Source organism: Geothrix sp. PMB-07 (assembly GCF_030758935.1).
GTDB lineage: Bacteria > Acidobacteriota > Holophagae > Holophagales > Holophagaceae > Geothrix.
The window spans coordinates 3,465,789-3,491,720 of record NZ_CP132333.1 but is presented as its reverse complement, the minus strand read 5'-3'; the positions used below and the strand labels follow the sequence as shown (position 1 = coordinate 3,491,720).

Below are 25,932 nucleotides of genomic sequence, written 5' to 3'. Positions count from 1 at the left end.
TTCAATAGGCCATGCAAGCCGATTCTGGAGATGGCTTTTTGGCCGCGGAGTTCACATGCGCACCTCGATCTACCACGGCGAGTTGGCCCCAGCCGCCTTCCAGGGCCTGCTGCAGGTCTCGAAACACCTGCGAGCCTCAGGACTGGAGTCCAGCCTCCGAGAACTGGTGCAGGTGCGGGTGTCGCAACTCAATGGCTGTGCCTTCTGCATGGACATGCATGCCACGGACGCCCTGAAGGGCGGCGAATCCCAGCGTCGGCTGAATGTCTTGGCGGCCTGGCACGAGGCGCCCCTCTTCACGCCCCGGGAGCGGGCGGCGCTGGCCTGGGCCGAGGCCCTGACGCTCCTCAGCCGCCATGAGGTGGACGAAGCCCTCTACCGGGAAACAGCGCAGTATTTCACCGAGCAGGAGCTGGTGGACCTCACCTACGCCATCGCCCTCATCAACGCATGGAACCGCCTGGGCGTGGCCTTCCAGCCAGACCTTCCGGGGGAGTCCGCATGAGCGCCGGACTGACCTTCCACCTGGACCGCCGCCCCGAGGTGGAGGCCATCCGAGCCCTCTACGCCGCAGCGCCCCTGCGCCGTCCCATCCACGACCCCGAGCGGATCCGCCGGATGTTCGAGGGCTCCAACGTCGTGATCTCGGCCTATGACGGCGAGCGCCTGGTGGGCCTGCTGCGGGGCTGGACGGATTTCGCTTTCGATGGTTATGTCTGCGACCTGGCCATCCACCCCGCCTACCAGCATCGAGGCGTGGGGCGGCGCCTGCTGGATCTTGCACAGGGCCTGAGTAAGGGTGTGCAGTGGGTGTTGCTGGCCTCGCCCATCGCCAAGGACTACTACGCTCATGTGGGCTGGGAGAAGGTGGAGAACGGGTGGCGCCTGTCCCGCGGAGGCTGGAGCATGCCCTCCATCAAGGCCTTCCAGACCGAGCACACCGACCTGGCGGCAAAGGCTTGATGGCCGGGTGGCAACGACTTAACGACCGCGGGCCGCGCAGCTGCGAACCTGGAGTGCGATGAACAACCTCACCCTCTACCTCGTCTCGGTGCTGATCTGGGGATCCACCTGGATCGCCATCACCTTCCAGTACGGTCGTGTGGCGCCGGAGGTCTCGGTGGCCTACCGGTTCGCCTTGGCGGCGGGCCTGCTCGCGGGCTGGTCCCTCCTCCGCCGCCTGAAGCTGCGTTTCACCCTGAGGGAGCATGGGTGGATGGCGCTCCAGGGGGCGCTGATGTTCGGATTGAACTACGTCTGCGTGTACCTGGCGGAACAGCGCATTCCGTCGGGTCTCATGGCCGTGATCTTTTCCCTGATGGCGATCCTGAACCTGCTGGGCGCAAGAGTGTTCTTCGGCACGCCGGTGCCGGGGAAAGCCCTCTGGGGTACCGCCCTCGGGGTGACCGGGGTTGGATTCATCTGCCTCCCCGGAGCCGGGACCACGATGCCGGGACACGGCCTGCGGGCGGGCCTGGCGTTGGCCGTAGGGGGGACGGTGGCGGCGAGCCTCAGCAACCTGGTTTCCCAGCGGAACCAGCGCCAGGGCATACCTGTGGTGCAGGGCAACGCGGTGAGCATGGGCTACGGCGCCCTCTTTGTGGCGCTTTACGCATGGGCGGCGGGGCGTCCCTTCGTCTTCGACAGCTCTCTGCGGTACATGGGCTCCCTGGCGTTCCTGGCCGTCTTCGGTTCCATCCTGGCGTTCGGCGCCTACCTCACCCTGGTCGGCCGCATCGGGGCAGGCCGGGCGGGCTACGCCATGGTGGCGATCCCTGTCGTGGCGCTGGTCCTTTCCACCGCCCTCGAAGGGCTCCGATGGCATGGTTGGCTGTTGGTTGGTGTGCTGCTGTGCCTGCTGGGTAATGTCCTGATACTGCCCCGGGCGCCACAGACGGCGAAAGGCGGGACTGCGGAAAGCGCCATCTGAGCGGGGCCGATAGAATGGCGGGATGACGAAGGCCACAGCCATGCCCTGGGATGTGCCCGCCCCCGAGCGAGGTGGCCTGCCTTCGGCCTGGGGCCTGTTTCCAGAGGATCTTGAGGCTCTGGGCTGTCCGGGCAGCGCCCTCGAAACCTTCAAGCGGCTGCATCGCCCCTGGACCTGGGAGGAGGGTGCGCCGGATCTGGGCGTGGGCATCCGCCGTTGGCTGGAAGGCGTGGCCGACCTGGATCTGCCGCGCCTCGTGGAGCAGCAGCCCTCTGGGGATGGCTCCACCAAGCTGGCCCTGGAGCTGGCCGATGGCAAGCGCATCGAGGCGGTCCACATGCCGCGCCGGGTGCGCCACCCGCGCGTGACCTACTGCATCTCCAGCCAGGTGGGCTGTGCCATGGGCTGCACCTTCTGCGCCACGGGCAGCATGGGCATCCTGCGCAACCTGCAGCCCGGCGAAATCCTGGGCCAGGTGCTGGCCCTCATGGCCCAGCTCGGTCCCGACCGCGGCCACCTCGTCACCCTGGTGTTCATGGGCATGGGTGAGCCTTTGCACAACCTCGACCACCTGCATCGCGCCATCCGCCTCATGTGCCATCCCGCGGGCCTGGGCCTGGGGAAGAACCGCATCACCGTGAGCACCTCGGGCCTGGTGAGCGGCATCGAGAAACTGGCGCGGATGGAACCGCGCCCGCTGCTGGCCCTGAGCCTGAACGCCACCACGGACGAAGCCCGAAGCCGCACCATGCCCGTGAACCGCGTCTGGAACCTGGCGAGGCTCCGGCAGGCGCTGGACGCCTGGGGGCCTGCGCGCGGCGAGAAGTTCTGTTTCGAGTACGTGCTGCTGGCGGGCGAGAACGACACCGAGGCCGATGCCCAGCGACTGGCCGATTGGTTGGGGGACCTGCGCCGCGGCCACAACCTGAACCTGATTCCCATGAATGAGCATGCGGCCAGCGGCTTCCGCGAGCCCGGTGAAGATCGTGTGCAGCAGTTCGCCGGCTGGCTGAAGGATCGCGGCTGCTTCGTCACCGTGCGCCGCAGCCGGGGCCGCGACGTGCAGGGCGCCTGCGGGCAGCTGGTGAAGGCGCGGGGATCCGGCGAAAAACCGTAACCGCGACTGTTAGCTGGATTCTTCGGACTGCTTCCAGCGCAGGCGCAGCCTCTGCATGGACAGGCGCAGCCGCTGCATGGTCTGGGGGGCGAAGAACACCACGGCGGCGGGAAGGCCGATCCACACGATCTCGGTGCCCAGGGAGAACAGCAGCCAGTCGAGCAGCTTGCCCGAGAGAGGGATGGGCGACACGAAAATGGGCTGCCAGGCGCCCACGAATCGCGCATTGGAAAAGGGCAGCAGGAAGGCCACACCGGTGCCACCAAAGGTGCAGGCATCCAGCAGGCCGTGGGAGAAGGACGCGGCCAGCATGCAGGTCCAGAGGCGGGCGCTGCGCAGCTGGGGCCTGAAGCCAATGAGCATGGCGGCCACCGCGATGAGCAGGGCGGCCAGCAGGGAGTGGCTGATCCCCCGGTGGGCCAGGCTGGCTCTCTGGGAAAGCTGGAAGAACTCCATGAACCAGTCCAGATCCGGCGCCACGGCGCAGGCCACGGCGAAGGCCCAGACCCGGCGCGGCGGGCGGCTCCGGGTGCAGGCGGCGCTGATGGCGAGGCCCGCGAGTGCGTGGCCGAAGAGGGAGGACATGGCGATCCCGGCGGAGGGTGGCGTGGCCGTCGGCGCAGGCGGGGGGCCCTGGGCGGCGCCGGACGGATCCAGCATCGTACCATGGCGCCGCTCGCGCCCTCACTCCGCGAGGGCGAATACCACTTTGTCGTTCTTGAAGCGGGGCAGGGCCAGCAGTTCGATGGTGGCCACTTGGCGATCAGCGCTGAGGCTCAGGCGGTAGTGCTCTCCGGCTGTGTAGGAGCCCGGCACGACGCTCACCTGGCCGATTTCCTTCAGGCCCAGGTCCTGGGCCCGGAGGGTCAATGTGCTGCCCGTGCGGAGGTCCAGGTGCTGCGTGAACGCCGAGTCGTTCCAGGTGGGCCCCGAGTGGTCCTTGCCGAAGAGGGGGATGGCGATGATGCCGGCGGCCTCCAGCTGGTCCCGCACGCCCACGAGGTAGTGCAGGGAGTTCAGGCGGGCCAGGTCGCGGGCATTCTCGGACTGGAGCGCGGTCCGCCCCTCGATGTAACGGGCCTGTTCCGCCTGCAGGGCCGCGACCTCCTGCTCCACCGTCCGCCGCTCCGCTTCGAGGGCGGCCAATTCCCGCCGCAGCCGCTGTCCCACGGCTCGGGCGGCGTCCCGTTCGTTGATGGGCAGATCGGGGTCCAGGCGGGCGTAATCCTTCGGCGAGATGGCCGCTCGGCCCCGGGACACCCAGGTGCCGTACTCACCTTGGTGGAAGAAGTGGTAGACCTCGAATCCCGGCAGCAGCCGCTCGAAGATGGGCACGCGGCTCAGGGTCTGTCGGGCCTCGGCCTCGGACTGCCCCTGGGCGCGAAGGAAGCGCAGGGCCATGCCGTAGTGGCTGTCGTTGGGACGCACGGGCTCGGGCTCGGGCAGGGCCGCCCGCAGGGATGCCAGCTGGCCGTTCAGGGTCTGAAGCTCGGCATCCTTCTCCAGGATTTCCCGCAGGAGGCCCTTCCGGGAGCTGTCCTTCTCCATGCGGACGCGGGCTTCCAACGCTTGTTTCTGCTCGGGGGTGAGCAGCAGAAGGTTGGCCTCGGGCGGCAGCGGGCCGACCCTGGCCCGTGTCAGGCGCCTGAACTGATCGCTCCAGGCTTGGCGCAACTGCTGGGCCGCCTCGTCAGCGTGGGCGGCCTGCTCGGTGAGGGTGCGGATCTGGGGATCCTCCCGCTTGCAGGCCAGGCCAACTCCCACCAGGAGGAAGGCCAGCGACAGGGTGGATCTGCGAAGCGCCTCCTGTGACCGCGGGTCCTTTCGGGCCATGAGCCTTCCTTCTCCAGCTGGGACGGGGAACCGCCCCGCCTGTGCCTCCAGGGTATGCGGGGCGGCTTCCTGGCGCGATGACTGGCCCGTGTTTAGCGGGTGGTGCGGTTTCTCAGGGCTGGGCGCTGACCGGCAAGGGCGCGGCCCGGGTTTGGCGCGATGGCGTGGGAACGGGCCGAGGCGCCAGTCTGGAAATGGGCCACCATGGCCGCCAGTTCCTGGGCCTGGCGGTTGAGGGATTCCGCAGCGGCGCTGGCTTCCTCCACCAGGGCGGCGTTCTCCTGGGTGGCCTCGTCCATCTGCGACACGGCCTTGTTCACCTCATTCAGACCGAGGCTCTGTTCGCCCGTGGCCCGGGCGATGTCGGAGATGAGTTCGGTGACGCGTTCCACGTTCTCCACCACTTCCTGGATGGTTCGCCCGGCGCGGGAGGCGATGCTGGAGCCCTCCTTGGCCTTGGCCACGGAATCGTGAATGAGCCCTTTGATCTCCTTGGCAGCGTCGCTGGAGCGCTTGGCGAGGTTGCGCACTTCCGCAGCCACCACGGCGAAGCCGCGGCCCATCTCGCCGGCCCGGGCCGCCTCCACGGCGGCATTGAGGGCCAGCAGGTTGGTCTGGAAGGCAATCTCCTCCACCACGGTGATGATTTCCTGGATGCGGCTGGCACTGGTGTCGATCTCGCCCATGGCTTCGGCCACCTGGCCCATGGCGGTGCCGCCTTCAGCGGCCACGTTGCGGGCCTGGACGGCGCGGTCATCGGCTCCCCGGGCATTCTCGGCGGTCATGTTGATGTTGGCGGTGATTTCCTCCATGGAGCTGGCGGTTTCCTCCAGACCTGCGGCCTGGGCTTCGGTGCGGCGGCTCAGGTCGAGGTTGCCGGCGGCGATCTCGCCGGAGGCGGATTGGATGGCCTCGGCGCTGTCCTGGATGCGGAGCACAATCTCCTTGAGGCTCTTCGCCATGGTGTTGAAGGCGTCGAAGTTCTCGGCCAGTTCATCGTTCCGGTGATCTTCGATGTGGGCGGTGAGATCCCCCTCGGCCACCTGGCGCATCAGGGCGGTGGCGGAGGCGAGGCGGCTGAAGATGCGCCGCTTGAGGAACCAGGTGATGGCCAGGATGCTGAGGGTGCAGACGATGGCGCCCAGGGCCACGATCCATCCGGTGACGCGGGCCATGTCGCGGTCCAGGGCCTCCAGGGAGGAAATCACCTCGAAGGCGCCGTGGATCTCACCGGTCTTCCAGCCCTCCATGCGCGCGCCGGTGGGATCGGTGCCATCCTGCCGGCCCCACAGGGCCTTGCTGGTGGCGGGATCGCCGTGGCAGGCCAGGCAATCCTGGGTGAGACGGATGCCGCGGAAGAAGCGCACGGCATTCATCGTGGTGTCCTCGAACCAGCTGTCCGGGGTGCCTTCCTCGCCCTGGCGCGCGGCCAGCTTCCTCAGCACGTCCAGTTCTTTGGCATCGGGCTGGTTCTTGGCATTGCGGGGGAACTCTTTGGGAACGCGGAACTCGAAGCCCGCCTCTTTGGCTTTTTCGCCTGCGGTCTTCATGGCCGTGACGATGGGCACGGCCTGGATCAGCAGGTTCACATCCTTCGCCAGTTTGGCGTCGTCATAGACGCCGCTGGCCCGCATCTTGGCCATGTAATCCCGGGTGGATTCCGCCTGCAGGGTGATCGTGCGGGCCTTCACCAGTTCCGCGTCGATGGCCTTAGCCCTCATCTCGCTGCGCACCAGGGTGGCCACCACGGTGAAGGCGATCACGATGACCAGGGAGACCAGACCGATGACCATGGTCTGAAGTTTGTAGGCCTGCCGGAGTCGACTCATGGGACAGCCTCCCTCGCGCCAGGATCGGGATGCCCGGTGCGGCATGAATCGAGATCGGCCTTCGAGTCGCGGGGGATGATTTTTTGGGGGATTCCTGGCCTGAAGTGGGCAAAAAGCGACGACCATCCATGGGGGCTGGCTGCGCTCCCCGGATGTATGGGAAGGTCGAAGCATGCGCATCCCCGTTCACCAGCTTCCCCACGGCCAGGGCCTCGATCTGCCCACGGCGGCCACACCCCATGCGGCCGGCATGGATCTGCGGGCGGCCCTTCCCGATGGTGAAACCTGGACGCTGGCCCCGGGGCAGCGGCGTCTCGTCCCCACGGGCCTGGTCATGGCCCTGCCGCCGGGTTTCGAGGGACAGGTGCGGCCCCGCTCCGGGCTGGCCCTCAAGCACGGGCTCACGGTGCTCAACGCGCCCGGCACCATCGACGCGGACTACCGGGGCGAGGTGCAGGTGCTGCTCATCAACCACGGGGAAGCGCCCTTCGATCTGCGGCGCGGTGAACGCATCGCCCAGCTGCTGGTGGCGCCGGTGGAAAGCTGGACCTGGATACCGGAAGCCAGCGTGGAGGCCCTGGGCGACACAGCGCGCGGGAGCGGCGGCTACGGCAGTACAGGGCGCTAGTGATTTTGCTGGAATGCCCGTTCAAACAGCCATAGCATCGGACTCCCACCCCGGAGGTCCCATGCGTGTCCTTGCCCTGGCTCTTTCTCTCGGCGTCATGCCCGCCTTCGCGGGGCAGCCTCTGGCCTATTCCGAGGGGGCCACCAAGCTGACTGGCTATGTGGCCCGGCCCGCAGCGGTGAAGGGCAAGGTGCCCGGCGTGGTGGTGGTGCACCAGTGGATGGGCGTCACGGCGCATGAACGCAAGGTCTCGGATGATCTGGCCAAGCTGGGCTACATGGCCCTGGCGGCGGACATTTATGGCGACGGCGTGCACCCCGCCAACGCGGCCGAGGCGGGCAAGCTTGCGGGGGCGTTCAAGGGCGACCGGGCCCTGTACCGCCGCCGCATCGCCGCGGCCATCGACACCCTCAAGGCCCAGAAGGGCGTGGATGCCTCGCGCATCGCCGTCATCGGTTTCTGCTTTGGCGGCACCGGCGCCCTGGAAGCCGCCCGGGGTGGCCTGCCGGTGAAGGGCGTGGTCTCCTTCCACGGTGGCCTGGATGTGCCCGAGGGCTACGCGCCAGCCGCCGTTGCCGCCAAAGTGCTGGTCTGCCATGGGGCCGACGATCCCTTCGTGCCCGCCAAGGATGTGGCCGCCTTCCAGGAGGAGATGCGCCAGTCCAAGGCGGACTACGTGTTTGTGGCCTATGCGGGCGCCGTCCACAGCTTCACCCAGAAGGAAGCGGGGAACGACAACAACAAGGGGGGTGCCTACAACGAAGCCGCGCACCGCCGAAGCTGGCAGCATATGAAAGATTTCTTCAAAGAGATCTTCTAAGGCTTCGGTTCGGACTGTTTCAACAACTCGAGAAGCAGGTCCTTCTAAAGCGCCGCCATGCTGTGGCTGCCGTGGCTTCGCGCATGATTTCATGCACGAGGATGCCCTGTCTCGGGTGGATTGATGAGATCGTCTGCGGAACTCACGCCTAGCCGCCGGAGCGAAAACGGAAATTTTTGAGGTGCACCTCCCCCTTCGTGGGAGCCTCGGCCTGAAGCAGGCCGAGGCAGCGGGCTGCCAGAAGGGGAAGGCGCAGCAGGGATCTCTCCTCAGTAGCCCGCGCGGTTGGGATAGGGGGGCTTGGGCGTAGGCACGGGGGGGTTCTTCTTGATGGCCGCTTCCACTTCCTGGATGGCGCGGTCCAGCTGGGGATCCTTGCCCTGGGCCATGAGCGCGGGGTCGTCGATCACTTCGATGTCGGGATCGACGCCGTAGCTTTCCACGATCCACTGGCCTTCCTTCGAGAAGATGCCGAAGGTGGGCACGGTCACATTGCCGCCATCGATGAGGCCGGGCGCGCCGCTGATGCCGATGAGCCCGCCCCAGGTGCGGCGGCCGATGAGAGGGCCCAGGCCCGACTTCTTGAAGAGGAAGGGGAAGCAATCGCCGCCTGATCCGCTCCAGCCGTTGATGAGCATGGCCATGGGCCCGTCATGGGCCACGGCGGGCCACTGCCAGTCCTTGCCGTCGCGCACGCCATAGTAGTTGAAGGTCTTCCGGCTCAGCAGCTCCACGAAGCGATCCGGGATCTGGCCGCCGCTGTTGAAGCGCTCGTCGATGATGAGTCCCGCCTTGTCCCATTGGCCGCGGAACTGCCGCACGAGGTCGTTCTGTCCACCGATGCCGGTATCGGGCACGTAGATGTAGCCCAGGCGGCCGTTCGTGGTCTTCTCGACATACCGCCGCTTGGCCTCGATCCAGTCCCAGTAGCGCAGCTGGTAGTCGTTGGCCACGGTTTCCACGATCACATCATGGGCGCCGGTGGTGGTGGGCTTGTCGTTGACGGTGAGCAGCACCGTCTTGCCCGCCAGGCCCTGGAAAGCGGCCCAGGGATCCTTGGCCGCATCCAGGGGAATGCGGTTCACGGCCAGGAGGTAGTCGCCCTCCTTCACCCTGAGACCCGGCTGGGCCAGGGGACCGCGCACCTGGGCATCCCAGTCCGCGCCGCGCAGGATCTTCTTGATTCGGAAATGCCCATTCTCGAGGGCGAAGTCCGCGCCCAGCAGGCCCGTGTTCATGCGGGCGGGCTGTTCGACATCGCCGCCGCCGCGGTAGGTGTGGGAGGCGTTCAATTCGGAGATGAGTTCGCCGATGACGAAGTTCACGTCCTCGCGGGTGACGCAGTCCTGGATGAGCTTGCTGTAGCGGGCGCGCATGGTCTTCCAGTCCACGCCATGGAGGCCGGGATCGTAGAACATGTCGCGCTCCAGGCGCCAGGCATCGTTGAAGATCTGCTGCCACTCGGCCTTGGGATCCACCGTCATCATCAGTTCGCCCGTGGGCAGCTTCTTCTCGAATTTCTGATCGGGCTTGAGGTCGATGAGGGCGTAGTCCTGTTTGCGGTTCACCAGCACCTTGCTGCCATCGCTGCTGAGGAGGGCGCCCTCCACATCGGCCAGCACGGCCTTCTCCTCGCGTTCTTCGAAGTCGTAGACGTAGAGCGTGGTCTTGGTCTCGCCGTTGGGGTTCTGCTGGGCGGCCCGGCGGTAGGCCAGTTTCCCTTTGGCTGCGGCCACATCCGAGTAGTAGCCTGCCGCAGGGGGCAACAGCACCATGCGGGACTCGATGCCCTCCAGGTCGATGTCGACGGCTTTAGGTGTGTCCTTCTTGTCTGCGTTGTCCTTTTTGTCGCCGTCCTTCTTGCCACTGGCCTTCTTGTCGTCCTTGTCTTTCTCATCCTTGGGCGCATCCAGATCGTTCTTGGGCGCCAGGGGGGAAGCCACGTCCTTGCGCAGGGGCAGGGCGGCCAGGCGGGTGGTGGCGGTGTAGACCCAGGTGGCATCCAGATCGCTGTAGGTGGGGCTGAACTGCTGGCCCGTGGACAGGAACAGGTAGTTGCCTTCGGGATCGAAGGTGGGATCGCCGGCATTGTAGAAGGGTGAGGTCACCGGATGGCGCTGACCCGTCTTGGTGTCGTAGACCACCACCACACTGTTCTGGTTGGGGGTGTCGATGGGATAGGCGAACCAGCGGCTGTCCGCGGACCAGTTGGCGCGGAAGGCCTCCAGCGGATCTTCGAACATGAAGTGGCCCTTGTCCACCACCTGGACTTTGCCGGTGTCGAGATCGCAGAGGTTGATGCGCATGGCCTGATCGGCGAAGACCACGCGCTTGCCATCGGGCGACCAGCTGATGTGGTAGCGGAAGCCGGGGCCCATGTGGGTGACCTGGCGTTCCTCGCCCGTGCCGTCTGCCGGCCGGACGCACAACTCGTACTCGCCGCTGCGGTCGCTGAAGTAGGCCACCTGCTGGCCGTCAGGAGACAGTGCAGGGTGGCGCTCGGCCACGCCGGGTGTGCGCGTGAGGTTGACGACGTAGCCTTTTTCCGCAGGCACGGAGAAGATCTCACCGCGGGCCTCGAAGACGGCACGCTTGCCCTGGGCGCTGAGATCGGGATTCCGCAGCAGCTTGGCGGCGTTTTCGCTGCGGGGTTTCAGGGTGGCCTGATCGGTCACCACCTCAACTTTGACCTCCACCACTTTTTCAGAGGGCAACTCGATGCGGTGCAGGCGGCCTCCGGCCTCGAGCACGATGTCCTCAGGCCCGATGGCGGGGAAGTGGGCATCGTATTCCTTGAAGAAGGTGATCTGCTTGAACGCTTTCGTGGCCAGATCATAGGACCAGATGTTGCTGCGCTTCACGCCATCGCGGTCGGAGAGGAAGTAGAGCTTCCCGCCGTGCCACATGGGCATGGAGTCGTTGGAGCCATTGAGGCTGGGCAGACGCTCTGCGGTTTTCTTTTCCAGGTTGTAGAACCAGATCTCCGAGGCCATGCCGCCGCGGTAGCGCTTCCAGGTGCGGAAATCGGTGCTGATGGGCTGGTAGGCGAGCACTTTGCCATCCGGCGACAAGGCGCCGAATTCGGCGTAGGGCAGGGGCAGGGGCTGCGGCAGGCCGCCGCCCTTGGGCACGAGGAAGAACTTGTTGAAGCGATCCTTGCCCGATTCCATGGGCGAGGCGATCAGCAGAGCCTTGCCATCCGGTGTCCAATCCACGAGGCGGTCGGGCAGGGGATGGTGGGTCACCCGTGTCGGCACACCACCGGTGACGGGCAGGGTGTACACATCGAGGTTGCCATCGTAGTTGCCGCTGAATGCCAGTTCCTTTCCATCGGGTGAAAACCGGGCGAAGGATTCCTCCCCCTTGGGGGTGGAGAGACGCTGGGCCACGCCGCCGGTCTTGGGCACGAGCCAGAGGTCGTTGGCATAGGTGAAGGCGATCTGTGTGGCCGACACATCGGGATACCGCATGAGCCGGGCATCGATCTGCGCCGAGGCGCTGACTGAGGCGGCCACCACGAGGGCAGTCGAGAAAAGGGGAAGCAGGCGCATGCACACTCCTGGGCTCATGAGGGGTCCACGTGTCTTACGTGAAGGGGGCTGCTTGGTTGAGTTCTCCCGAGTTCTTGCGAGAATCAACAAGTCGGCTAATAATCGCAACCTTGGCGATCAAACCATCTGGAATTCGACCATGGATACGTTGTTCAGTGTGTGGCCCCTCGATGAGCGCAGCAATCTGAACTGGCGCATGGGTGAGCCTGGGCCTCACTGTCACCCCTTCCATCAGGTCTTCTTCATTCTTCGTGGCTCGGGGTCCCACTGGGTGGATGGGGAGGAGACGCGCATCCACGGGCCCTGGGTGATGCTGGTGGCCAAGGGGAAGAAACATTTGTATCTGCCGGACACGCAGGACGAAGGCTGGATGTTCGACTTCGGGGAGGATTTCCTGGACCAGGGTGCCTCCTGGGTGTTCTCGGACTTTCTGGCCTCGCCCAACCTGCCCCTTCCCAAAGATGACCTCTGCCAGCAGGCGGCGACCCTGGCCCGGCTCATGTGGGACATCGGCAAGATCAAGTCTGACGAAGCCCGACCGGTTTTGCGGCACCTGCTGTCGGCGTTCCTGCACCTCCTCCAGTCCCGGATTCGGGAGCGGGGCGCCCAGAACCAGGCCCACCTGTCCTCTGAGTTCAAGCTCTTCCAGGCCTTTCTGCAGCAGCTGGACAGCCACTTCGGAACCGAGAAGGATGTGGAGTTCTACGCCCGGAAGCTGCGCTGCACCACGCGGCGACTCGGTGCGGTCTGCAAGCTGGTGCTGGGAAAGACGCCGCAGAACCTCATCATCGAGCGCTGCATGCTTGAGGCCAAACGGTTGTTGCTGAACTCGGACCTGAGCGTCCAGCAGATCGCCGCGGAACTGGGCAGTGAGGACCAATCCAACTTCACCAAGGCCTTCCGGAAGGCCACCGGGGAGACGCCCTCGGGCTATCGGAAATCCAGGAGCCTCAGCGTGCCCGCGGCCTCCCGGGTGAGCTGAACAGGGCGAAGTTCCCGGGCCGGTCACTCTGATCCTGGATTTACCAGAATTCGGCAGCTGCGTACCAGGAGAATCGAACGGCCTCGGACTACGCTTGCCCATGCCCTTGGTTATTGAACACCCATGGGTAAACAGTGGTCTAAATACAAAAAAGTTGCGACTAAGCAACCATCCGGAGGTCTGTCGTGAAATCCAGGAACCTGATCCTCACCTTGGCAGGAGCGTGTGCCCTTCCGTTCAGCGCATCGGCGCAGGCCAGCGACGTGCAGATCTATGGCACGCTCTTGCCCTTCATGGACCACATCAAAACCAGTGGTGCCACGGCGCCCGGGCTTTCCCCGGCCACAGGCGGCGCGACCCAGGTGGCGGCCACGGCCTACACGGGCGACCTGGGCAACCTGCCCGCGCGCAACCGCATGACCTCGGGAACGTCGAACCTGGGCTTCAGGGGCAGCTACAGGGTGAACGACGATCTGAAAATCATCTGGCAGATCGAAAGCGCCATCAGCCCGGATGGTGACGCGCCCAACAGCCTGACCAGCCGCAACAGCTGCCTGGGCCTGGAAGGTAGCTGGGGCCGTGTCTTCTACGGCAATTGGGACACGCCCTACAAGGTTCCGCTCCTGTTCGTGGGCGCGCTGCGGGGCCTCAATCCCTTCGACAACGCGCTGACCGCGAATCCCGGCTTCAATGTGCCGGGCACCACCACCCAGAATGGCCGGGCGAACACCTCGGCTGATGCGGCCTTCAACCGCCGCCAGGGCAACAGCGTGCAGTACTGGACACCTGAGATGAACGGCTTCTCGGGTCGGGTGGCCTATTCCGTGAATGAAGGCAAGACCACGGCGACCACCACGGTGCCGTCGGTGAGTCCGGATCTGTGGTCGGCCCTGCTGACCTACAAGCAGGGGGCCTTCAACATCAGCTACGGCTTCGAGCAGCACAACAACTACTTCGGCCTGTCCCAACTGGGCGGGAGCACGGGGGCGACGGCCACCAACGCCTCCTCGAAGGATGTGGGCCATGAGCTGGTGGCGGCCTACGCCTTCAGCACTGGCACCAAGGTTTCGGCCATCGCCGAGCGGCTGACCTACGACACGGATGAGACCGTGGCGGGCAAGGTGAACCACTACGAGCGCGACGCCTGGTACCTCCTGGTCCAGCAGCGGTGGGGCACCCACCAGCTGTTCGGCGCCTACGGCAAGGCCAATGCCGGCAGCGTCACGGTGCTCGGCGGAGGACCCGCCACCACGAACGGTCTCGGGGGTACGCAGTGGAGTGCGGGCTATGTCTACAGCCTCACCAAGACCGCGGATCTGTATGTGTCGGCCTATGGGATGAACAACGACCGCTCGGCCAGCTACGCCCTGTTCCCGCCCGTGGGCAAGGTGGCGCCCGGCGCCTCGACCACCGGATTCGGCCTCGGCATTCTCTACACCTTCTAGCAGGCGGAAGCGCGGGTTCCATGGCGGACCGCCAGAACCCGCGCTCCAGCCCCCCACCCGACCCCACCACCTACGGAGCGCCGCATGGGCAATCTCGGTATGACGGAAATCCTCTTGATCGGCGCGGCCTTGCTGGTCTTCTTCGGGCCCTCGCGGTTGCCTGAACTGGGCAAGTCGCTGGGCAAGAGCATCCAGGAATTCAAGAAGGCTGGTCGCGAGCTCACCGATTCGGCCAGCGAGCTGGGCGCATCCGGGGAGAAGACCAGGTAGCCAGGCCACCGGGCAGGCGGCCCTTCCGGCCCGCCTGCCCGACCCGCGACGGGAACCCATCCATTCAGGAGGAATGAAGCATGAGCCAGGATCATCTCAGAGACGAACAAGAACCCGACCCCTACACCCGACAGGCACTTGAGAACGGCTTGTCGCGCCGCAGCTTCCTGTCGCGGGCGGCTGGTGGCGCGGCCGCTGCGGGCCTCTTCGGCCTCTCGGGCCTGCCAGCCTCGGCCGCAGCCGCCGTAGGAATTCCGGATACCAAGGGCTTGGACTATGCGAAGAGTTCGGATGGCGGTGCCACCCTCACCTTCCTGCCCAAGCCGAAACCCATCCGTGACCGGGAGATCAGCGAGACCTTGACCTTCGATGTCGTGGTGGTCGGAGCCGGTGCCTCGGGCGTTCCGGCGGCGCTCTCCGCCGCTGAAAACGGAGCCAAGGTGGCGGTGGTGCAGAAGGCGCCTTTCGCCCTCTCCCAGGGCAACACCGGGGCCGGCATTGATTTGGCGGTGAGCGAGAAGGCCGGGATCGAGGCCCTGGTGGCGCGGCTCATCGCCGACAGCAACCACCGCTGCAACCCCAAGCTCGTTCGGCAGTGGGCCTACAACTCGGGCGAAGCGGTCAAGTGGGTCATCGACCGCGCCCGCCAGGGTGGGTCTCCCGTGGTGGACCAAGGCAGTCCCGCTCAGCGGGCCATCCTCAAGGTCAACGGCTATGGCCTGGGCTATGTCACCTCCTTCTTCGGCCCCAAGCCCTACACCACGGGTGATGGCATGCGCCACCTCGCAAAGACCGCCGAGAAGGCCGGAGTCCGCTTCTTCTTCAGCATGCCTGCGGTCCAGCTGGTGCAGAACAAGGCAGGGGAGGTCCTCGGCGTGATCGCCCGGAATGCGAGCGGCAAGTACACGAAATTCCTGGCAAGGAAGGGGGTGATTCTCGCCACGGGCGACTACCAGAATAACAAGGCCATGTCCGACTATTTCGTCCCCGATGTGAAGCACCTGGGCCGCAAGCAGCTCGACAAGACCGGCGATGGTTTCGCCATGGCCTATTGGGCGGGCGGCGTCTTCGAGCCCATCGGCCACACCAAGATGCTGCACGACTTCGATGCGGGCCCCGCCTCCATGTGCGACATGCCCTTCCTGGCGGTGGACCGCAAGGGGCGGCGGTTCGTGAACGAGACCGTCGAGATGTCGCTGCTGAACAACTACCTGAAGGATGCGGAGAACGCCGGCCACTACTCGCAGATCTTCGATTCGAACTACATGACGCAGGCCGCCACTTGGCCGGGCAAGCTGGTGCCGCCCGAAGGCCTGAAGCACTACATGCCCGAGGATCCCGGTCCCAAGAAGGGTGTGTTCGAGTCCCAGGTGAACACGCACGTGGCCGATACCATCGAGGAGCTCGCCCGGAAGATCGAGGCGGATCCGGCCACCCTGGTGGCCACGGTCAAGCGCTACAACGATCTGGTGGCCTCCGGCAAGGACAGCGACTTCGGCAAGCCCGCGGACCGCCTGATCCCCGTGATCAAAGCTCCCTTCTACGGCATCCACCGCCGCGTGCGGGTTTCGGCCATCTGCTCCGGCATGCTCGTGGACGAGAACCACCAGGCCCTCAACGCCGACGGCAAGCCCATCAAGGGGCTCTTCCTCATCGGCAACCTGGGCGGCGGATTCTACGGAGGGGTGGACTATCCGCTCACGGTCTTCGGCCTCTCGCTGGGGCGCTGCTACACCTTCGGCTACCTCACGGGAAGGCATGTTGCGAAGCTCTGAGCCCCGGGGCCAGGCCCGGTCCAACTCACCCATTCGATTGGAGACGATATGAACCGCACGACTGTTCCAAGACTTGCAGCGGCGTCGCTGGTCCTGCTCACGATGCTGCTCTGCGGAGGCGACCTCGCCGCTGCCGGGGCGACCGCGAAAGGGAAGGCCGCCCGTCCGTCCAAGCATGCCGACAATGGTGTGACCTGCATCCAATGCCATGGCAAGGCTGCGCAGAAGGTGGCGGTCCCCATGCAGAAGTGTCTCAGCTGCCATGGGGACACGAAGGATCTGGCCGCCCGGACGGCCCAGGTCAAGCCGACGAATCCCCATGAGAACCGGCATTTCGGAACGGAGGCCGACTGCAACCGCTGCCACCACGAGCATGTGGCTTCGGAAAACCTCTGCCTTCCCTGCCACAAGTTCCCGTTCAAGGTGCCTTGATCGGTTAACGGACTCACCTTCACTGACCTGTTTTTCGGAGTGCACCATGGGCAACCTTGGAATGATGGAAATCCTGCTGATCGGCATCGCCCTGCTGATCTTTTTCGGCCCCTCGCGCCTGCCAGAACTCGGCAAGGGCCTGGGGAAGGGCATCCAGGAATTCAAGAAGGCTGCCAAGGAACTCACGGACCCCGTGAAGGACTGAGGCGCCACCAGCCCGTATCTCCCGCCCGGCCCCATCGGGGCCGGGCTTTTCATGACGGTGACCTTGAACATGCCCCTGCCTGAAGCACCGCCTGACAAGATGAGCTTCTGGGAGCACCTGCAGGAATTGCGGGTGCGGATTGTGCGCTCGCTGCTGGCCGTGGCGGTGGTGTTCACGGTTACCTACGCCTTCCGGTTCAAACTCTGGGCCTGGGCCCAGAAGCCCTTCCTGGAGGCCATGGCGCGCCAGACGGGCAAGGCCGTCGCTGCCCTCGATCCCTTCGCCTTCACAGATCTCACCGAGCCCTTCTTCAGCATGATGCGGCTGTCCCTCTGGGCGGCGGGCTTCCTGTCGGCGCCCTTCCTCTTCTATCAGCTCTGGGCCTTCATCCGGCCTGGCCTCATGCCCAAGGAGCGCCGCCTCGTCATCCCCTTCGTGGTGGTGACCTCCGGCTGCTTCCTGGCGGGTGCCGCCTTCGCCTACAAGCAGGCCTTCAAGTTCCTCGGCGACATCCTCTTCCAGGAGGCGGCCTCGGCGGGGCTGCGGGCCAACCTGCACGCCTCGGACTACCTCGATCTGTTCATCTCCACCACCCTCATCACCGGGGTGATGTTCGAGCTGCCGGTGCTGTTCTTCTTCCTGGCGCGCTTCCGCATCGTGACCGCCAAGCTGATGCTGAAGTACTGGCGCCACGCCACCATGGCCATCCTCATCTTCAGCGCCTTCTTCACGCCGGGCGACGTGGTGGTGACCACCATCTTCTTCAGCGTGGTGCTGCTGGGCCTCTACTTCATTTCCGTCATCGTGGCCTGGCTGGCTGAACCGCGCTGAGCCCCTCATGGCCGACCAGGCCAACTATAGTGAGAGGCATGGAGGCCGCCGTGCGACCTGTTATCTGTGCTGCCCTGATGGGCATGGCTCTGTGGGCCCAAGGGCCCAAGGTGGATGAATCGGCGCTGCGGGCCCATCTGGCCTTCCTGGCAGACGATGTGCTGGAAGGCCGTGGCACGGGCCAGCGGGGTGGCGAACTGGCAGTCCGCTACTTGGAAACGCAACTTCAGGTGCTGGGCCTGGCCCCGGCCAACGGGCCCAGCTATCGGCAGACCGTCAAACTTTCCGGCATGCGCCTTCAGGAAGAAGGCAGCGGTCTGCGCTTCGAGGGGCTCAAGGGAACCTTGGCTCCGACCCTGGGCAGTGAGTTGGTTCTGGGCGCCGCCGCTGCGGAGACCTCCCTGGCGGTGGATGCGCCCCTCGTCTTCGTGGGCCATGGCATCGCAGCGTCCGATGGCAGTCGCGATGACTACAAGGGCGTGGATGTGAAGGGCCGCATCCTGGTGATGCTGGTGGGGGATCGGCACAGCGGCCCGCCCATGCCCCTCTGCTGCCAGCCCGAGAACTTCTACGGGAGGTGGACCTACAAGTTCGAGGAGGCCCGCCGTCGAGGCGCGGCGGGGGCGCTGCTGGTGCACACCGATGCCTCAGCCGGTTATGGCTGGCCGGTGGTGCGCAATGGCTGGACGCAGGAGCGCTTCCAGCGGGAAGGCTCAGGCCAGCCCGGAGCCGTGCAGGGCTGGATCACCGAGGCCACCGCGATCAAGCTTTTTGCCCTCGGAGGCCAGGATTTCAAGGCCCTGGCGCAGGGGGCCGATGCGATGACCTTCCAGCCCGTGGTGTTGCCCATCCAGGCCAAAGGGCAGGTCCGCTCCACCGTGCGTTCCCTCGAACAGTGGAATGTGGCTGGTTTCCTACCGGGCAAACATCCAGACCTTCGCAAAGAGGTGGTGATCTATTCGGCACACTGGGATCACTTCGGCAAGGGTGCCGATGGCGCCATCTATGCCGGTGCTGTGGACAATGCCACCGGCTGCGCTGCGGTGCTGGCCCTGGCCCAGACCCTGGTCCATGAACCACTGGAACGCAGCGTGATGTTCTTCTTCCCCTGCGCGGAAGAGCAGGGCCTCATCGGTTCTTCGGCTTACGTGGCGGCGCCCCTCTGGCCCCTGGAGCGCACGGTGCTGGACATCAACCTGGAGAGCCTCAACGTGGTGGGGCCCACCCGCGACATCGGCCTGCTGGGTTCCAGCGAGCCGCGCATGCGGGCCCTCTGCGCCCAGGCTGCCGCCGCCACGGGCCTCGTCATCACGCCAGCCAAGGCCGATCCCGCGGGGCTTTGCTTCCGCTCGGACCACTTCCCCTTCGCCAAGGCCGGGGTGCCTGCGCTGTCACCAGGCTTCTCCCTGGATGGCGGCTGGGACTACCTGGGCGACAAGGCTGCGGCCCAGGCCAAGGCCTCGGATTTCCTGAACCACTACCACCGGCCCACGGACCGCTACCACCCCGAGTGGAACCTGGAAGGCCTGATGCAGCAGGTGCGCTTCGCCCTGGAACTGGGGCGGCTGGCGGGCACGGTGCCGAACCCCCGCTAGGGGCGCGTTCCTGTTCCCGAATGCACAGGTTCCGGGACCGAGTGATGGGCAGTCCATACCGATCCAGGGCGGGCTCCGCCTGACCGAAAAGAAGACTCAAGGCCTCAGGGCCGCAGGAGCCTTCGCGTGATGAAGCCGGTGCAGACGGGAGCAGAGCCCCTCGGGGCCTGGACCCGTTTGCGCTGGCTGCTCTGCTTGCTGGCACTCCTCACCTGGACCGCCTGTGGCGGCGGAGGCGGCGGTGGAAGCACCAGCGGTGGTTCCACCTCACCGGTGCCCACAGTCTATGCGGTGACTTTTCTCGCGGGCGATGGTGGTTCGCTGCTGGGGGCCACCACGCAGAACCCCGTTTCCGGCGCCTCCACCAGCGCGGTCACGGCGGTGCCGAGTGCGGGGTATGGCTTCACCAATTGGACGGGCACGGGCTTCACTGCCAGTACGGCGAACCCGCTGGTGGTTACCGGCGTCACGTCGAATCTCACGCTCACGGCGAATTTCGCGCCACAGACCTTGACGGTGAACTTCCAGGCTGGGAGCGGAGGGAGCCTGTCGGGTAGCCCCACGCAGACCGTGGCCTACGGCGCCTCCACCAGTGCGGTGACGGCGGTGCCCGCCCCGGGCTACACCTTCACCAACTGGACGGGCACGGGCTTCACTGCCAGCACGGCGAACCCGCTGGTGGTCTCCGGCGTCACGTCCAACCTCACCCTCACGGCGAACTTTGCGCCACAGACTTTCATTTTGAACTTTGCCGCCGGAACGGGCGGCAGCCTGTCAGGCAGCCCCACGCAGACCTTGGCCTACGGCGCCTCCACCAGCTCGGTGACGGCGGTGCCCGCCCCGGGCTACACCTTCCTCAACTGGACGGGTCCGGGCTTCACGGCCAGCACGGCGAACCCGCTGGTGGTTTCCGGCGTCACGTCCAACCTCACCCTCACGGCGAATTTCGCGCCACAGACTTTCATTTTGAACTTTGCCGCCGGAACGGGCGGCAGCCTGACGGGCAGCCCCACGCAGACCTTGGCCTACGGCGCCTCCACCAGCTCGGTGACGGCGGTGCCCGCCCTGGGCTACACCTTCACCAATTGGACAGGCCCGGGCTTCACTGCCAGCACGGCGAACCCGCTGGTGATCTCCGGCGTTACGTCCAACCTCACCCTCACGGCGAACTTTGCGCCACAGACTTTCACTTTGAACTTTGCCGCCGGAACGGGCGGCAGCCTGACGGGCAGCCCCACGCAGACCTTGGCCTACGGCGCCTCCACCAGCTCGGTGACGGCGGTTCCCGCCCTGGGCTACACCTTTCTCAACTGGACGGGCCCGGGCTTCACTGCCAGTACGGCGAACCCGCTCGTGATACCCGGCGTTACCTCTAACCTCACGCTCACGGCGAATTTCGCACCTCAGACCTTCACGGTGAACTTCCAGGCTGGGAGCGGAGGAAGCCTGTCGGGAAACACCACGCAGACTGTGGCCTACGGCGCGTCTACCAGCGCAGTGATGGCGGTGCCCAGCCCTGGCAATGGCTTCGTCAATTGGGCTGGTGCTGGTTTCAGCACCAGCACCAGCAATCCTCTGGTGGTCTCCGGTGTGACTTCGGATCTCACGCTTACCGCGACCTTCGGTGCGCTGCATGCGGTGACGTTCAGTGCCGGGGCCAACGGTTCCCTCTCAGGGGCCACGAGCCAAAGCGTTCTGGCCGGGGGGGACTGCAGTGCCGTGACAGCGAATCCCAATGCGGGCTACGCCCTGGTGGGCTGGACGGGCACGGGCGGCTTCAGCGCCACGACCGCCAATCCGCTTACGGTCACCCAGGTCACCTCGGACATGGCCATCACGGCCACCTTCGGCCGCCTGCCCGCGGTGGCGAGCTTCTATCCCACCGCCAGCACCATCGGCAAGGGGCAGGCCGCCGTGCTGAATTGGACCGGCCTGAATTTCTACACCAGTGCCAGCATCGACAACGGCGTGGGGGCCGTTGCCGCCACCAGCGGCATGGCCGTCGCCTATCCCACCGCGACCACCACCTACACCCTGACGGCCACGAATGCCGTGGGCAGCATCACCCGCGCCTTCACCGTCACCGTGGTGCCGCCGCCGACCATTCAATCCTTCACGGCCGCGCCCCAGGCCGTGGCGGCGGGAGGCACGGTGCACCTAGCCTGGTCCGCCACCGGCGCCACCAGCTACCTGGTGGAGAACATCGTGGGGCCCGTCACTGTGGTGGGTGCGACCACGGCCACCACGGCGGACGTGGTACCAGCCACGGGATCGACCACGTATCGGCTCACCGCCAGCAATGACTACAACGCCCACGCCTACGCCTCGATCACCGTGTCCTCGGGGCCGCCGGTGGGCCTCAGCTACCCGACTTTGGCGGCCACCTATCTGCGCAACGTGCCCATTACGCCGAACGTGCCCACCGCCAGCGGTGGTCCCATCACGTCCTACGTCTCCCTTCCCGCGCTGCCCTCTCTTGGCTTGAGTCTGGATCCAGCGACCGGAGTCATTTCCGGCACGCCCACGGAAGTCATGAGCACCAACACCTACGTCATCCGTGGCTCCAACGCCTACGGCATGTCCCAGGTCACCCTCACCATCGGTGTGGTGGAAACCCCGCCCTCCGTGACCTATTCCAACGCGTCCTATGCGCTGGATCTGGGCACGCCGGTGACCATCTCGCCGGTCAACAGCGGGGGACCGGTGGCCGCTTGGAGCATCCTTCCCACCCTGCCGGCAGGGCTCAGTTTCAACACCGTGACGGGGCAGATCAGCGGCACGCCCACGGCCATTTCGGCAGCGGCCACCTACACCGTGACGGCCACCAATTCCGGTGGCACCAGCGCGCCCAGCTTCAGCCTGACCGTGAGCCAGAACGCCCCGCACATCGCCTATGCCAGCGGGAGCTACACCTTCTTCAAAGACGTCGCCATCACCCCGCTGGTGCCCGTCAATTCGGGCGGGCCCTCCTCCGCCTGGAGCGTCAACCCCGCGCTGCCGGCAGGGCTGAACCTTGATCCCAGCACCGGGCAGATCTCCGGAACCCCCACGGTGGCCAGTCCTGCGGCCAGCTACACCATCAGCGCCACCAATGCCGGCGGTACGGGCGCCACCAGCCCGAGCCTCGCGGTGGTGGTGAAGCCGCCGGTGATCACAGCGCAGCCGCACGGACTCATCCTGTCCCCGGGCGACATCCCCAGCTTCAGCGTGACAGCCACGGGCTCGGGCGGCCTCTCGTACCAGTGGTGCCGGAACGGCGTTCCCATTGGCGGCGCCACGAACAGCACCTACACGGCACCGGCCTTCGCGGCCATGGATGATGGCACCGCGTTCACGGTGGTGGTCACTGGAGGCGCAGGCGGAAGCGTCACCAGCGCGGCCGCTGTGGTGTCCGCCTTCCAGGATCTCGGAGGTTGGCTGGCGGCTCATCCTGTGGTTGCCGCTGCCGTCCGCTGGCAGATCCAGAGCGGCGATCCCTTCAACTACTACATCGCGCCGGGGGATGCGCAGAAGGTGGCGTGGCCCGCCTGGTCCGGCTCCCAGCAGGCGGATCTGAACCAGGCTTACCTCGATCATGTGGCCTGGTTCAACGCCGGGGCCGCGCCTGTGACCATGGTGGCGGGTTCTGCGCCCGGCGATTTGGCGCTGACAGACCGGCCCACCAACGTCTATGCACAGGTCGGCATCGATTCAAACTCGACCATGCTGCAGGTGACCCCGGCCTACTTCTGGACGCTCTACACCAGCCATGTGGCCTTCTCCCTGATGCTGGAGACCTCCCATCAGCTGCCCTGGTCCCTCACGGACTACGACACCGATGGGCTGCGCTGGCTTCTCGACAGCTCCACCATGGGGTGGCTGCTGCCCAATGGGAATGTGGGCTTGGGAACCTACCCGGGCGCCAACCAACCCACGCTGCGGAATAACAACCGGCCCCGCACGGGCTTCGCCGATCCGCGTTGGACCTACGCCTGGCTCAGGCAGACGGGCATCCTCGGCGGTTCTCGGCTGGCCACCATCGGCGGCTTCCTCGACTACATGCGGCAGAACCTCTACCACGTGAACGGCGGTGCCGACACGTTTGGATCGGACTTCGCCATCTGGCGGTACCGCGGCTACTCGCCGGTGTCCCAGATCGTCCTGGGCACCGTGGACACCCGTTATCCGGCCCAGGGAACCCAGCACTACACCGAGGGCTGCCACGGCAGCACCGGTTTCCTGAACGCCAGCCTGCGGGTGCTGAACATTCCCACCCAACCCATCTGGATCTGCGGCCACGAGCTCATCCACTTCCTCAGCGAGGATCTCTACCTCGATCACGCTGACGATCCCTACAACCAGAATGTGCGGGCCTCGTCGTCCCCCAGCCTGCTGCTGCTCATCGATTCCGCCACCTGGCGCAGCCGCTTCGGTTCAGACGAGACGGTCAACATCTGGGACTATGCGAGTCCAGCTGGAGCCTACATCGGCTACGCGGCGGCGCACTTCCCATGATGCGGATTGTAATTCAACAGATAAGGACCACCACCAAGACGCCAAGAGCCAAGACACCAAGAAAACCAGAGCTTCAATTCATGCAGTTCTTGGTGCCTTGGTGTCTTGGTGGTGGAAGTCCTTTTCTAGTTGGATTGAGCTCAATTTGGTATGAGCGGGCTCAGTTGTTTCCTCGGTCAGCGTCCCGTGACGACCGCGTCGGTGGCGTTGGTTCCGGCCTTCACCTTGCTGTAGTCCAACTGGCTGCCGCGCATGCTGTGGGGGATGAGGTAGACCACGGCCATGGCCAGGGTGGCGGCCAGCACGGCGAGGCGGCCCCGGCCGTCGCGGGCTTGGGGGCGCAGGCCCGCAACGAGGGCGGCCAGCGCCCAGGCCAGCCACATGAGCAGGGTCTTGTTGTCCGTCAGGTCGTAGCCCCAGGGGAAGCCCGTCCAGTAGGCGCCGAAGGTGGCCTTCTGCACGAAGGGCCCCAGGATCAGACCGCCCAGCGTCAGACAGCCCAGGGTGATCCACATGAGCCGACGCGGCGCCGTGGTGCCGAAGAGGGCGCCGAGGCCCGCCCGCAGGCCGATGAACACCGCGAGGAACATCATGGAGACATGCGATATGAGAAGCGCCGTGGACACGGGCCCCTTGTAGCGCAGCACGATGGGATCGCCGGCGGGGATGCGCTGCGCTGAGCCGGATGCGCCCAGTTCCACCGCGTATTCCACCTTGCCCGCCGGGGGTTGCTTCGGCAGGTAGCCTGCCAGCTCCGCCTTGCCATCCTTGGTTTCATGCACCATGGACTGTCGGGTCCAGGGTTCCTGGGTGGGAAAGCGGCGCCACACCAGGGTTCCGGGCACGCCGGGATCGGGCAGGGCCACGCGGGCCTCCCGCACAGTCTCCTCACTGCGGATCAGGCGATAGGCGATGGTTTTCTGCTGGATGCTCACCGTGCCCCGCAGGGGATGAGTGGGCCCGGTTCGCCGCTGGTAGATGACCGTGGCGGCCATGAGCAGCGCGGCCAGCAGCCAGAGCAGGGCCGCACGAAACGGGGAGGACGGGGCTGATGTGGGCATATCTGATTACTTTATCGTGATTTCAGAGGCTGACTTTCAATCCTTGGGAAGCCTAGCCCAGCGCAGCTTGGCACTGGTGGAGCGGGGATTGGCGCGGCGTTCTTCCGGCGAGGCGCGGATGGGCTCTGGCGCCGCGTCTGCGTAGATCCCATCTCGAAGGCCCTGGAGAAAGGCCTTCTTCACGCGCCGATCTTCGCCGGAATGGAAAGTGAGGATGGCCACCCGGCCGCCGGGTTTCAGGCAGCCAGGCAGGAGGGACAGGAACTGGTCCAGCACCGTGAACTCGTCGTTCACGGCAATGCGCAGGGCCTGGAAGGTGCGCTGCAGGGATCGCTTGATGTCATCGTCCCCCCAGCCGTCGACGCGGAGCGCCGCCTTCACGCGATCGGCAAGATCGCGCGTCGTGCGGATGGGTTGGCCGTGCACGGACCGGGCGATGGCCGCGGCGTGAGGTTCATCGGCGTTCTCCACCAGCAGCTCCGCCAGCGCGGCCTCGTCCAGTGTCGTCAGCAGGTCGGCGGCGGATTTCCCGCGCTGGGGGTTGAGGCGCAGATCCAGGGGGCCATTGGCTTTCCAGGTGAAGCCCCGGGCGGGGTTGTCGATCTGCATGGAGGAGACGCCCAGATCCGCCAGCACCAGATCGAAGCCGCCGGATTCCGCCCGCAGGCGCGGCAGCCCGGCGAAATTCATGCGACGGGTGATGAACACGTCCTCGCCGTAGCCCAGATCGCGCAAGCGCGCCTCGGTGCGGGGCAGCTCCAGCGGATCCACATCCACGCCGAAGAGGCGCCCGCCGGGCAGGAGGCGGGGCAGGATTTCGCGGGTGTGGCCACCGTAGCCCAGGGTGGCATCCAGGGCCACGTCGCCGGGCTGCGGGTTCAGCACTTCCAGGATTTCGGCCACGCAGATGGAGCGGTGCGTGCCTGCGGGCGTGTGACCTCGGGCCATGACCTTTGCCAGCTCATCGGCATGCTGGGTGGGGGCCAGTTCCTTGTACTTCTCCTCGAAGCGGCGGGGGTGCGTGCCCTTGTAGCGGACCCGGCGCTGGCGGGGGGGATCGTCTTGGCTCATACCGCATGGTAAGGCTTTCCCTGCCCGTTGACCTCCCAGCTTGGTTGCGGGCGTTTCCCTTCC

General features: G+C 65.9%; 21 protein-coding genes. 15 read left to right on the top strand and 6 right to left on the bottom strand.

Annotated features, from left to right (window positions below):
• Positions 1 to 55 precede the first annotated feature (55 nt).
• The 4 genes from Q9293_RS15150 to rlmN are packed head-to-tail and all read left to right on the top strand — an operon-like array spanning position 56 to position 3,047.
• Positions 56 to 505 carry a carboxymuconolactone decarboxylase family protein gene (locus Q9293_RS15150; protein ID WP_306247994.1) on the top strand — a complete coding sequence of 150 codons (450 nt, stop codon included), beginning with the start codon at positions 56 to 58 and terminating at the stop codon, positions 503 to 505.
• Positions 502 to 963, top strand: a complete 462-nt coding sequence (locus Q9293_RS15145; protein ID WP_306247992.1) for a GNAT family N-acetyltransferase — start codon at positions 502 to 504, stop codon at positions 961 to 963. Before Q9293_RS15150 ends, Q9293_RS15145 begins: the two co-directional genes overlap by 4 nt.
• A gap of 58 nt (positions 964 to 1,021) precedes the next feature.
• Positions 1,022 to 1,930: a DMT family transporter gene (locus tag Q9293_RS15140; protein ID WP_306247990.1), complete on the top strand. Its 909-nt coding sequence runs from the start codon at positions 1,022 to 1,024 to the stop codon at positions 1,928 to 1,930.
• Positions 1,931 to 1,952: 22 nt separating this feature from the next.
• Entirely contained in the window at positions 1,953 to 3,047 is a 1,095-nt protein-coding gene (rlmN, locus tag Q9293_RS15135; protein ID WP_306247987.1) for a 23S rRNA (adenine(2503)-C(2))-methyltransferase RlmN, read from the top strand.
• A gap of 9 nt (positions 3,048 to 3,056) precedes the next feature.
• Here rlmN and Q9293_RS15130 read toward each other — a convergent pair whose 3' ends face one another.
• The 3 genes from Q9293_RS15130 to Q9293_RS15120 all read right to left on the bottom strand — a co-directional run bounded on the left by Q9293_RS15130 (position 3,057) and on the right by Q9293_RS15120 (position 6,709).
• Complete coding sequence (locus tag Q9293_RS15130; RefSeq protein WP_306247985.1) at positions 3,057 to 3,707, bottom strand: metal-dependent hydrolase; 651 nt, start codon at positions 3,705 to 3,707, stop codon at positions 3,057 to 3,059.
• A gap of 24 nt (positions 3,708 to 3,731) precedes the next feature.
• On the bottom strand, positions 3,732 to 4,880 hold the full coding sequence (locus tag Q9293_RS15125; protein WP_306247983.1) for a hypothetical protein: 1,149 nt from the start codon (positions 4,878 to 4,880) through the stop codon (positions 3,732 to 3,734).
• A gap of 92 nt (positions 4,881 to 4,972) precedes the next feature.
• Positions 4,973 to 6,709 carry a methyl-accepting chemotaxis protein gene (locus Q9293_RS15120; protein ID WP_306247981.1) on the bottom strand — a complete coding sequence of 579 codons (1,737 nt, stop codon included), beginning with the start codon at positions 6,707 to 6,709 and terminating at the stop codon, positions 4,973 to 4,975.
• A 172-nt stretch (positions 6,710 to 6,881) separates the two neighbouring features.
• Between Q9293_RS15120 and dut the strand changes: the two genes are divergently transcribed.
• Both dut and Q9293_RS15110 read left to right on the top strand, forming a co-directional pair.
• Positions 6,882 to 7,337, top strand: a complete 456-nt coding sequence (dut, locus tag Q9293_RS15115) for a dUTP diphosphatase (protein WP_306247980.1) — start codon at positions 6,882 to 6,884, stop codon at positions 7,335 to 7,337.
• 61 nt (positions 7,338 to 7,398) lie between these two features.
• A complete protein-coding gene (locus Q9293_RS15110; protein ID WP_306247978.1) occupies positions 7,399 to 8,157 on the top strand; it encodes a dienelactone hydrolase family protein in 759 nt (252 codons plus the stop codon).
• A gap of 269 nt (positions 8,158 to 8,426) precedes the next feature.
• Here the strand turns inward: Q9293_RS15110 and Q9293_RS15105 are convergent, their stop codons facing one another.
• A complete protein-coding gene (locus Q9293_RS15105; RefSeq protein WP_306247976.1) occupies positions 8,427 to 11,708 on the bottom strand; it encodes a S41 family peptidase in 3,282 nt (1,093 codons plus the stop codon).
• Positions 11,709 to 11,847: 139 nt separating this feature from the next.
• Here Q9293_RS15105 and Q9293_RS15100 point away from each other — a divergent pair, with 139 nt between their 5' ends.
• The 9 genes from Q9293_RS15100 to Q9293_RS15060 all read left to right on the top strand — a co-directional run bounded on the left by Q9293_RS15100 (position 11,848) and on the right by Q9293_RS15060 (position 23,737).
• Positions 11,848 to 12,690 (top strand): AraC family transcriptional regulator, encoded by an 843-nt coding sequence (locus Q9293_RS15100; RefSeq protein WP_306247975.1) that lies wholly within the window; start codon positions 11,848 to 11,850, stop codon positions 12,688 to 12,690.
• A gap of 185 nt (positions 12,691 to 12,875) precedes the next feature.
• A complete protein-coding gene (locus tag Q9293_RS15095; protein WP_306247973.1) occupies positions 12,876 to 14,135 on the top strand; it encodes a porin in 1,260 nt (419 codons plus the stop codon).
• An 84-nt stretch (positions 14,136 to 14,219) separates the two neighbouring features.
• Positions 14,220 to 14,405, top strand: coding sequence for a twin-arginine translocase TatA/TatE family subunit (locus Q9293_RS15090; RefSeq protein ID WP_306247971.1), 186 nt, complete (start codon positions 14,220 to 14,222; stop codon positions 14,403 to 14,405).
• 80 nt (positions 14,406 to 14,485) lie between these two features.
• The gene (locus Q9293_RS15085) at positions 14,486 to 16,180 is read left to right on the top strand and encodes an FAD-dependent oxidoreductase (protein WP_306247969.1); all 1,695 of its coding nucleotides are present in this window, start codon (positions 14,486 to 14,488) and stop codon (positions 16,178 to 16,180) included.
• Between the two features lie 48 nt (positions 16,181 to 16,228).
• Positions 16,229 to 16,612, top strand: coding sequence for a cytochrome c3 family protein (locus Q9293_RS15080; RefSeq protein WP_306247967.1), 384 nt, complete (start codon positions 16,229 to 16,231; stop codon positions 16,610 to 16,612).
• Positions 16,613 to 16,658: 46 nt separating this feature from the next.
• On the top strand, positions 16,659 to 16,817 hold the full coding sequence (gene tatA, locus Q9293_RS15075) for a twin-arginine translocase TatA/TatE family subunit (RefSeq protein WP_306247965.1): 159 nt from the start codon (positions 16,659 to 16,661) through the stop codon (positions 16,815 to 16,817).
• Positions 16,818 to 16,868: 51 nt separating this feature from the next.
• Positions 16,869 to 17,648 (top strand): twin-arginine translocase subunit TatC, encoded by a 780-nt coding sequence (tatC, locus tag Q9293_RS15070; protein ID WP_306247962.1) that lies wholly within the window; start codon positions 16,869 to 16,871, stop codon positions 17,646 to 17,648.
• A 50-nt stretch (positions 17,649 to 17,698) separates the two neighbouring features.
• Positions 17,699 to 19,243: a M28 family peptidase gene (locus Q9293_RS15065; RefSeq protein WP_306247960.1), complete on the top strand. Its 1,545-nt coding sequence runs from the start codon at positions 17,699 to 17,701 to the stop codon at positions 19,241 to 19,243.
• A gap of 129 nt (positions 19,244 to 19,372) precedes the next feature.
• Entirely contained in the window at positions 19,373 to 23,737 is a 4,365-nt protein-coding gene (locus Q9293_RS15060; protein WP_306252446.1) for a putative Ig domain-containing protein, read from the top strand.
• A 176-nt stretch (positions 23,738 to 23,913) separates the two neighbouring features.
• On the opposite strand, the gene Q9293_RS15055 is transcribed toward Q9293_RS15060, so the two are convergent.
• Positions 23,914 to 24,798, bottom strand: coding sequence for a hypothetical protein (locus Q9293_RS15055; RefSeq protein WP_306247958.1), 885 nt, complete (start codon positions 24,796 to 24,798; stop codon positions 23,914 to 23,916).
• 36 nt (positions 24,799 to 24,834) lie between these two features.
• Positions 24,835 to 25,869, bottom strand: a complete 1,035-nt coding sequence (gene rsmH, locus Q9293_RS15050; protein WP_306247956.1) for a 16S rRNA (cytosine(1402)-N(4))-methyltransferase RsmH — start codon at positions 25,867 to 25,869, stop codon at positions 24,835 to 24,837.
• Positions 25,870 to 25,932 lie beyond the last annotated feature (63 nt).